The sequence below is a fragment of the Humidesulfovibrio sp. genome (assembly GCF_035560995.1).
In the GTDB taxonomy this organism is placed as follows: domain Bacteria; phylum Desulfobacterota; class Desulfovibrionia; order Desulfovibrionales; family Desulfovibrionaceae; genus Humidesulfovibrio.
In genome coordinates this window covers 1-7,280 of sequence record NZ_DATMYK010000016.1, presented here as the reverse complement: position 1 = coordinate 7,280, position 7,280 = coordinate 1, and the positions used below count along the sequence as shown (strand labels likewise).

The window sequence follows — 7,280 nt, the reverse complement described above, 5'->3', positions numbered from 1 at the left end:
CTCCAGGGCATGAAGGCCCTGGGCTACACCGAGGACGAGGCCCGGCCCATGGTCAAGGAGATCTTCGAGGCCGAGCCGGACATCGACGCGAGCGGCGCCATCCGCGTGGCCCTGAAAAAGATCGCCGCGGCGCGGTCCTAGCCCGGAGGCCCCATGAGCGACGACGCGCCCACCAAGCACCCTCAGGCGGACGACACCATCCGCCCCCAGCGCCTGTCCGACTTCATCGGCCAGGAGGACGTGCGCTCGAACCTTTCCGTGTTCATCCAGGCCGCGCGCGAGCGGGGCAAGGCCCTGGACCACACGCTCTTCTCCGGCAACCCCGGCCTGGGCAAAACCACCCTGGCGCAGATCATGGCCAGCGAACTGGGCGTGAACATGGTCTCCACCTCCGGCCCGGTGCTTGAGCGCGTGGGCGACCTGGCGGCCATCCTGACCAACCTTTCCAAGCACGACATCCTGTTCATCGACGAGATCCACCGCATGCCCGCAACGGTGGAGGAGATCTTGTATCCCGCCATGGAGGACTACAAGATCGACCTGATCATCGGCCAGGGGCCGGGCGCGCGCACGGTGAAAATCGACCTTGAGCCCTTCACGCTCGTTGGCGCCACCACGCGCGTGGGCCTTTTGACCTCGCCCCTGCGCGACCGTTTCGGCTGCGTGTTCCGCCTGGAGTTCTACTCGCCGGAGGAGCTGGCGCGAATCGTGCTGCGTGCAGCAAACATCCTGGGGGTCAAGGTGACGGAGGAGGGCGCCTGGGCCATCGGGCGCAGGTCGCGCGGCACCCCGCGCATTGCCGGGCGGCTCTTGCGGCGCATCCGCGACTATGCCGTGGTCTCCGGCCAGGGCGTGGTGGACAAAAAGCTGGCCGAGCAGTCCCTGGACAAGCTGGACGTCGATCCGCACGGCCTGGACCAGATGGACAGAAAGATTTTGTCGCTCATCGTGAATCAGTTCAGCGGCGGACCAGTGGGCGTAAAGACCATCGCCGTGGCCTGCTCCGAGGAAGCGCGAACCATAGAAGATATTTACGAGCCCTTCCTCATCCAGTGCGGGTTCATAAAACGCACCCCGCGCGGCCGCGTGGCCACGGCCAAGGCCTACCAGCACCTCAAAATGCGCCTTGACGGGAGCGACGGTTCCCTGTAAGGGCCTGCGGAGTTGGTGTGACAGCCCGGTGACGTTTTGGCTGCATGCCGCATTGTCTGGTTCACAGATTGTTTTTTTAGGATAACGTCCCGAACCGGATGACGCCGACTACCCGGCGCAAGACCTCCCCTGGACCTGGATGCGACTTCGGGCCGTCCGCTCCACGGGAACACGGAGGAACCGTCATGTTCGGACAGCTTTTTCAGCCCATGCACCTGCTTCTGGTCGTGGTTATCGCCCTTTTCGTTTTTGGCCCCGGCAAGCTGCCTCAGCTCGGCGCCAGCATCGGCAAGAGCATTCGTGAACTGCGCAAGGGCCTGGACGGCACTCCCGACCAGCCCGCCCAGCCTACTCAGCCTACCCAGAGTTCGGATACACGAAAATAGCGCGCCGCCGCGCCGTGGCCGGTTTTTCTAACCGGCCTTGAAGCCCGGCGGCACGCAGGCCACCGGAGTCCGCTTTTTTGTGGGCTGCCGGTCTTTGGTGTTTTCCGTTCACCGAGAGGAGCGCCCACGCGCTCAGGGAGGCCGTCATGTCCCAGCACGCCAAAGATATCTTTTTGAGCGCGGTCCTGGACCGCAGCGTCATCAGCCGCTCCGGCCGCGAAGTCGGGCGGCTTTTTGATGTGGCCATGAGCCCCGGAGACCCCTTGCCCGTGGTGCACCACGTGCTGGTGAAGAGCGGGCGGCACACGCGCCGCGTGGCCTTCAGCGATCTGGCCATGTTCAACGACGTCATCGTCTCTCTGCGGGGCGAACCGGAAACCCTGCCCGACCTGCCCGAGGCCCACAACGAGGTGCTCATGCGCCGCGACATCCTGGACAAGCAGATCGTGGATGTTGACGGCGCGCGCGTGGTGCGGGTGAACGACCTGAAACTGGCCCTGGCACCGGATGGACTCTGCCTCTCGGCCGTGGATGTCGGCTTCCGCGGCATCCTGCGCCGCCTGGGCTACCTCAAGGCCTGGGATGTGCTGGGCGGAGTGCTGCACCGCCAGCTGGCCCCGAAAGAAATCGATTGGCTCCTGGTCCAGCCGCTGGACGCCAACCTCTCCCAGCTCACCTTGACCGTCACCCGCGACAAGCTCTCCGACATGCACCCGGCCGACCTGGCCAACATCCTGTCCCAGTTGCCCCATGGAAACGTGTCCGCCGTGCTCAGCTCCATCGACGTGGAGGCCGCGGGCGAGGCCATGGGCGAGATGGAGCCCGAGGATTCCAGCCGCCTGCTGGCCCAGATGGACAGCTCCCACGCGGCCGACGTGTTGGAGGAGATGCCCCCGGACGAGGCCGCCGACGTTCTGGCCGAGCTGCCCGACGAAAAGGCCCAGGAACTGCTGGCCCAGATGGACCCCGAGGACGCGGAGAAGGTGCAGGAGCTGCTGGAGCACGAGGACGACTCGGCCGGCGGCCTGATGAACAACGAGTATCTCTTCGTCACGCCGGAGGCCATGGTGGACGACGCCTTGCGCCAGGTGCGTCTGCTGGGCGCGGAGATGGACTCAATTTACTACATGTATGTGCTGGACCCGGACGAGCGGCTGCTTGGCGTGGTGAGCCTGAAGCGGCTTCTGCTCTCGCGCGGGGACGAATCTGTGGCGGGCATCATGACCCGCAACCCCAAGACGGTGGACGTGGACGCGAGCCTGGAGGACGTGCTGGAGCTGGTGGTGCAGTACAAGTTTGCCGCCGTGCCCGTACTGGAGGAGGACGGCAAGATGGCTGGCATCGTCACCTCCGACGACATCATGGAACACTTTCTGCCCTTTGCCCTGCGCTGGAAACAGTACAAGGCCACGCGCAACTTTTAGCTACCAGGCGGCACTCCAATGAGCTTCTCCAAAATCATCTCGCCGCTTGGCAAGCTGAACCGCAAGAACATCATCATGTTCCTGGCCCTTCTGGGGCCGGGCATCATCACCGCCAACGTCGACAACGACGCGGGCGGCATAACCACCTATTCCTTGGCCGGGGCGCAGTTCGGCATGTCGCTTTTGTGGATGATGCTGCCCACGACCATCGCCCTTGTGGTGGTGCAGGAGATGTGCGCGCGCATGGGCGCGGTGACGGGCAAGGGGCTGTCCGACCTCATCCGCGAGAAATTCGGCGTCAAGATCACCTTCTATGTCATGATCGCCCTGCTGTTGACCAACCTGGGCAACACTGTGAGTGAATTCGCCGGTATCGCCGCCAGCATGGAGCTCTTCGGCATCAGCAAATATCTTTCCGTGCCCCTGGCCTCGGTGGCCGTGTGGCTGCTCATCGTCAAGGGTTCGTACCGCATCGTGGAAAAGGTCTTCCTGGTGGCCTGCGTGGTCTACGTGGCCTATCCCGTGGCGGCGGTCATGTCCGGGCCGGACTGGGGAGCGGTGCTGCATGCCTCCGTCGTGCCGGACATGCACGTGACGCCCGACTCCGTGACCATGATGATCGGCGTCATCGGCACCACCATCGCGCCCTGGATGCAGTTCTACCAGCAGGCCAGCGTGGTGGAGAAGGGCATCACCAAGGAGAACTACGCCTTCTCCCGGCTCGATGTCATCGTGGGCTGCGTCATGGCCATCGTGGTGGCCTTCTTCATCGTCGTGGCCTGTGCGGCCACCATCTTCAAGGCCGGAGTCAAGATCGACACCGCGGCCGACGCGGCCCTGGCCCTGACCCCTCTGGTGGGCGAGTACGCCACCGGGCTCTTCGCCGTGGGCCTGTTCAACGCCTCGCTCTTCGCCGCCTGCGTGCTGCCCCTGTCCACCTCGTACTACATCTGCGAGGGCATGGGCTGGGAGCTTGGCGTGGACAAGGACTTCCGCGAGGCTCCGCAGTTCTTCTGGCTCTTCACGCTCATCATCGCGGTCTCCGCGGCCTGCATCCTCTGGCCGGAGGCCCCGCTCATCGCCATCATGTACATCTCCCAGGTGGTGAACGGCGCGGTGCTGCCCTTCGTGCTCATCTTCATGCTCCGGCTCATCAACGACAAGCGCCTCATGGGTGATTTCGTCAACGGCCCGGTGTTCAACACCGTGGCCTGGGGCACGGTGGTCATCGTCATGGGCCTCACTGTGGTTATGACCCTCGACATCATCCATCCCGGCTTCATCGCCCTGATCATGGGCCGCTAGCCGCCCGTAAGCGCCTGCGCAAAACAAAGCCGCCCGGCCCCTGCGAGAGGGACCGGGCGGCTTTTTGTCGCTTGCGTGGTTCGCTTAGGCGTCCGCGGCGGCGGCGATGCGGCTCTTGATGAGGTCCACCGCGCGCTTGGCCACGTGGGTGATCTCCGGCTTGCTGATCTGGTCGTCCGCTCCCACGGCCTCGCCCTTGTGGCGCAGCTTGTCGGTGATGATGGAGGAGAAGAGGATTACGGGCAGCTCGCGCAGCACGGGGTCGTCCTTGATGCGCTTGGTCAGGTTGTGGCCGTCCATGTTCGGCATCTCGATGTCGGAGATGACCACCTGCACGTAGTCCGTCACCGGGCGGCTCTCGGCCTCGGCGATCTTCTTGATCTGCATGAGCCGCTCCCAACACTCGCCGCCGTGGTTGGTCTTTTCCACCAGGAAGTTGGCGCGGTGCAGCAGGTCGCCGATCATCTCGCGGATCAGCGTGGAGTCGTCGGCGATGAGGGCGCGGTACTGCACCCCGGCTTCCCAGGTCACATTCTCGTCGAAGCGCAGGCCAAGCTCGGGGTTCAACTCGGCCACTATCTTCTCCAGGTCCAGCAGGAAGATGATGCGGCCCTCAAGGCGCACCACGCCGGTGATGGAATTGGACGCCAGCGAGGACATGTATTTGTTGGGCGCTTCCACCTCTTCCCAGCTGATGCGGTGGATGCGGTTGACGCCGGAGACCAGGAACGAGGTGGTGACGTTGTTGAACTCGCAGACGATGACCTTGGGAGGCTCGTTTTCCGCGCGCTTTTTCTTGAGCCACAGGCTCAGGTCCACCAGCGGAATGATCTGGTCGCGCAGGTTGAAGGCGCCCAGCACCGAAGGGTGCGAGACCTGGGGCATCTCCGTAATGCGCGGCAGGCGGATGATCTCCAGCACCTTGGCCACGTTCACGCCGTAATAGCCGCGATAGGGCTCGCCGCCGTCCGGATTCGGCTCCTCCAGGTAGAACTCCACGATTTCCAGTTCGTTGGTTCCGGCCTCAAGGAGGATGTTGGTCATGTTCGTGCTCATTGCGGCTCCATGCGTGGGCGGTTCGATTGCTTACAGGGCCCGGAGAAAGGCTTCGATGTCGTCAATGATGCTTTTCGGCGTGGAAGCGCCAGCAGTTAAGCCCATGCGCTTATATTGCAGTAATGCACCCGCAGTCAGGTCGTCAACGGTTTCCACAAGCACCGTGGGCGTGCCTTGTTCCTCTATGACCTGCGAGAGCCTGCGCGTGTTGCCGCTGGCCTTGCCGCCGGCCACGATGACGCAGTCGCATTCGCCCGCCAGGCGGATGGCTTCGCCCTGGCGCAGGCGTGTTGCGTCGCATACGGTCTCGAGCACGGGCAGGCCGCCGGGCAGGCGCTCGCGCAGCTCTTCCTGTATCTGGATGAAGCCCTGCCTGTCCTGGGTGGTTTGCGCGGCCAGGAAATACTCCCGGCCGGGGACCAGCTCGTGCCGGGCCAGTTCCTCCCGCGTTTCAAAGACGAAAGCGTCCGGCCCGGCGTAGCTCAAAAGCCCGCGCACTTCCGGGTGGTCGTCCTCGCCGAAGAGCAGCAGGCTTTTGCCCGCTTCGGCCTCGGCCCCGATGAGCAGCTGGGCGCGTTTGACCTTGGGGCAGGTGGCGTCCACCACCTCCACCCCGCGGGAAAGCAGCGCCGTTTCGTGCTGGCGGGGAATGCCGTGGGCGCGGATGATGACGCGGCAGCCGTCCGGCAGTTCGTCCGGGTTGCGCGTCAGCCCCACGCCGCGTTTGGCGTAGGCCTCCAGCACCTGCGGATTGTGAATGATGGGGCCGAGCATGAAGGTGGGGCGGGTGTCGCCGTCCTCAAGCAGGGCGTCGAGCTTTTTGAGCGCCAAGCCCACGCCCATGCAGAACCCGGCAAGGCGGGCGCGCACAACTTCCATCAGCACCTCTCTTGGCCGCGCTGCCGCGCTGCCAGCGTAAATGTCTGTACTTCGAACACTCTGGCCCAGCAGGCGGGCGGAGTCAACAGCGGGTTCGCTACAGTTGCGCCAGGTCGGAGTGGTCCACAGGGCCAAGGTCGGCTGTGAGTTCGGCGATGCTTCCGGCCATGGCCGTCAGTTCGTCCCAGTCGTGGCAGGTGAGCAGGGCGTGGCGCAGGGCGCGGATGCCGCTGAAGCCCTTGGCGTAGCGTGGCAAAAAGGCCCGCAGCGCGCGGAAGGCGCGCGGAGTTCGGTCCAGGTTGCGGCACAGGCGGATGTGCGTGAGGGCCGCTTCGGCCAGGCTCTCGGCGGTGCGCTGGGCGGGCTCGCGCCCGGCCAGGATGTCCCTCAGGCGTTGGAAGATCATGGGGTCGGTCAAGGCTCCGCGGGCGAACATGACCCCGTCGCAGCCGGTCTCGGCCAGGCAGCGGGCGGCGTCCTCGGCCGTGAACAGGTCGCCGCTGGCCAGCACGGGGATGTCCACCGCGCGCTTGAGCTGCCCGATGGCTTCCCAGCGGGCCTGACCGCCGAAGAGCTGTTTGGCCGTGCGGGGGTGGAGCGTCAGCCAGGCCGCGCCAAGGTCTTGCAGGGCGCGGCCAAGGTCCAGGAAGTTCTCCTCGCCCGGGGTGAAGCCCAGGCGCATCTTTACGCCCACCGCGCCCGGCCCGGCTGCGCGCACCATGGTCTCCACGATCTTGAGCAGCAGGGCCGGGCGGCTCATGAGCGCCGAGCCGGAGCCGCTCTTGTTCACCTTGCGCACGGAGCAGCCCGCGTTGAGGTCGAAGTGCGTGAAGCCGCGCTCCAACAATATGGGCATGGCGCGCTCATAGATCTCCGGCTCCGCGCCGAAGAGCTGCACCACAAGCGGCTTGTCCTCGTCCGTGGTGGCCAGCAGGCGTTCTGTGCCGAAGCCGCCGTAGACCAGCCCCTTGACGCTGACCATCTCGGTTTCGGAGCAGGCGGCCCCATAAGCCCGGCACAAGGTGCGGAAGGGCAGGTCGGAATATCCGGCCAGGGGGGCCAGCCAGGGGGCATCGGG

Annotated in this window: 8 protein-coding genes; 5 read left to right on the top strand and 3 right to left on the bottom strand. The window is 65.1% G+C overall.

The genetic code is table 11. The features are described 5' to 3' along the window. Positions 1-9 precede the first annotated feature (9 nt). The 5 genes from VN419_RS00475 (at position 10) to VN419_RS00455 (ending at position 4,267) form a co-directional block, all read left to right on the top strand. Entirely contained in the window at positions 10-141 is a 132-nt protein-coding gene (locus VN419_RS00475; protein WP_325643295.1) for a RuvA C-terminal domain-containing protein, read from the top strand. A 12-nt stretch (positions 142-153) separates the two neighbouring features. Next, entirely contained in the window at positions 154-1,152 is a 999-nt protein-coding gene (gene ruvB / locus VN419_RS00470) for a Holliday junction branch migration DNA helicase RuvB (RefSeq protein WP_325643294.1), read from the top strand. 185 nt (positions 1,153-1,337) lie between these two features. Continuing rightward, on the top strand, positions 1,338-1,538 hold the full coding sequence (locus VN419_RS00465) for a twin-arginine translocase TatA/TatE family subunit (protein ID WP_325643292.1): 201 nt from the start codon (positions 1,338-1,340) through the stop codon (positions 1,536-1,538). 146 nt (positions 1,539-1,684) lie between these two features. After that, positions 1,685-2,962, top strand: coding sequence for a magnesium transporter MgtE N-terminal domain-containing protein (locus VN419_RS00460; protein ID WP_325643288.1), 1,278 nt, complete (start codon positions 1,685-1,687; stop codon positions 2,960-2,962). A gap of 18 nt (positions 2,963-2,980) precedes the next feature. Further along, positions 2,981-4,267 carry an Nramp family divalent metal transporter gene (locus tag VN419_RS00455; RefSeq protein WP_325643286.1) on the top strand — a complete coding sequence of 429 codons (1,287 nt, stop codon included), beginning with the start codon at positions 2,981-2,983 and terminating at the stop codon, positions 4,265-4,267. An 84-nt stretch (positions 4,268-4,351) separates the two neighbouring features. Here VN419_RS00455 and VN419_RS00450 read toward each other — a convergent pair whose 3' ends face one another. The 3 genes from VN419_RS00450 to VN419_RS00440 all read right to left on the bottom strand — a co-directional run. Beyond that, positions 4,352-5,323, bottom strand: coding sequence for a chemotaxis protein (locus VN419_RS00450; protein ID WP_325643284.1), 972 nt, complete (start codon positions 5,321-5,323; stop codon positions 4,352-4,354). A gap of 30 nt (positions 5,324-5,353) precedes the next feature. Next, positions 5,354-6,202, bottom strand: a complete 849-nt coding sequence (gene ispH, locus VN419_RS00445; RefSeq protein WP_325643282.1) for a 4-hydroxy-3-methylbut-2-enyl diphosphate reductase — start codon at positions 6,200-6,202, stop codon at positions 5,354-5,356. Between the two features lie 97 nt (positions 6,203-6,299). Next, positions 6,300-7,280 (bottom strand): tRNA-dihydrouridine synthase family protein (locus VN419_RS00440; RefSeq protein WP_325643280.1); only part of this gene is annotated, 981 nt, incomplete at its 5' end.

Coding starts and splice junctions, on each gene's coding strand:
- VN419_RS00475 (WP_325643295.1), top strand. CDS start 10: ATGAAGGCCCTGGGCTACACCGAGGACGAGGCCCGGCCCATGGTCAAG.
- ruvB (WP_325643294.1), top strand. CDS start 154: ATGAGCGACGACGCGCCCACCAAGCACCCTCAGGCGGACGACACCATC.
- VN419_RS00465 (WP_325643292.1), top strand. CDS start 1,338: ATGTTCGGACAGCTTTTTCAGCCCATGCACCTGCTTCTGGTCGTGGTT.
- VN419_RS00460 (WP_325643288.1), top strand. CDS start 1,685: ATGTCCCAGCACGCCAAAGATATCTTTTTGAGCGCGGTCCTGGACCGC.
- VN419_RS00455 (WP_325643286.1), top strand. CDS start 2,981: ATGAGCTTCTCCAAAATCATCTCGCCGCTTGGCAAGCTGAACCGCAAG.
- VN419_RS00450 (WP_325643284.1), bottom strand. CDS start 5,323: ATGAGCACGAACATGACCAACATCCTCCTTGAGGCCGGAACCAACGAA.
- ispH (WP_325643282.1), bottom strand. CDS start 6,202: ATGGAAGTTGTGCGCGCCCGCCTTGCCGGGTTCTGCATGGGCGTGGGC.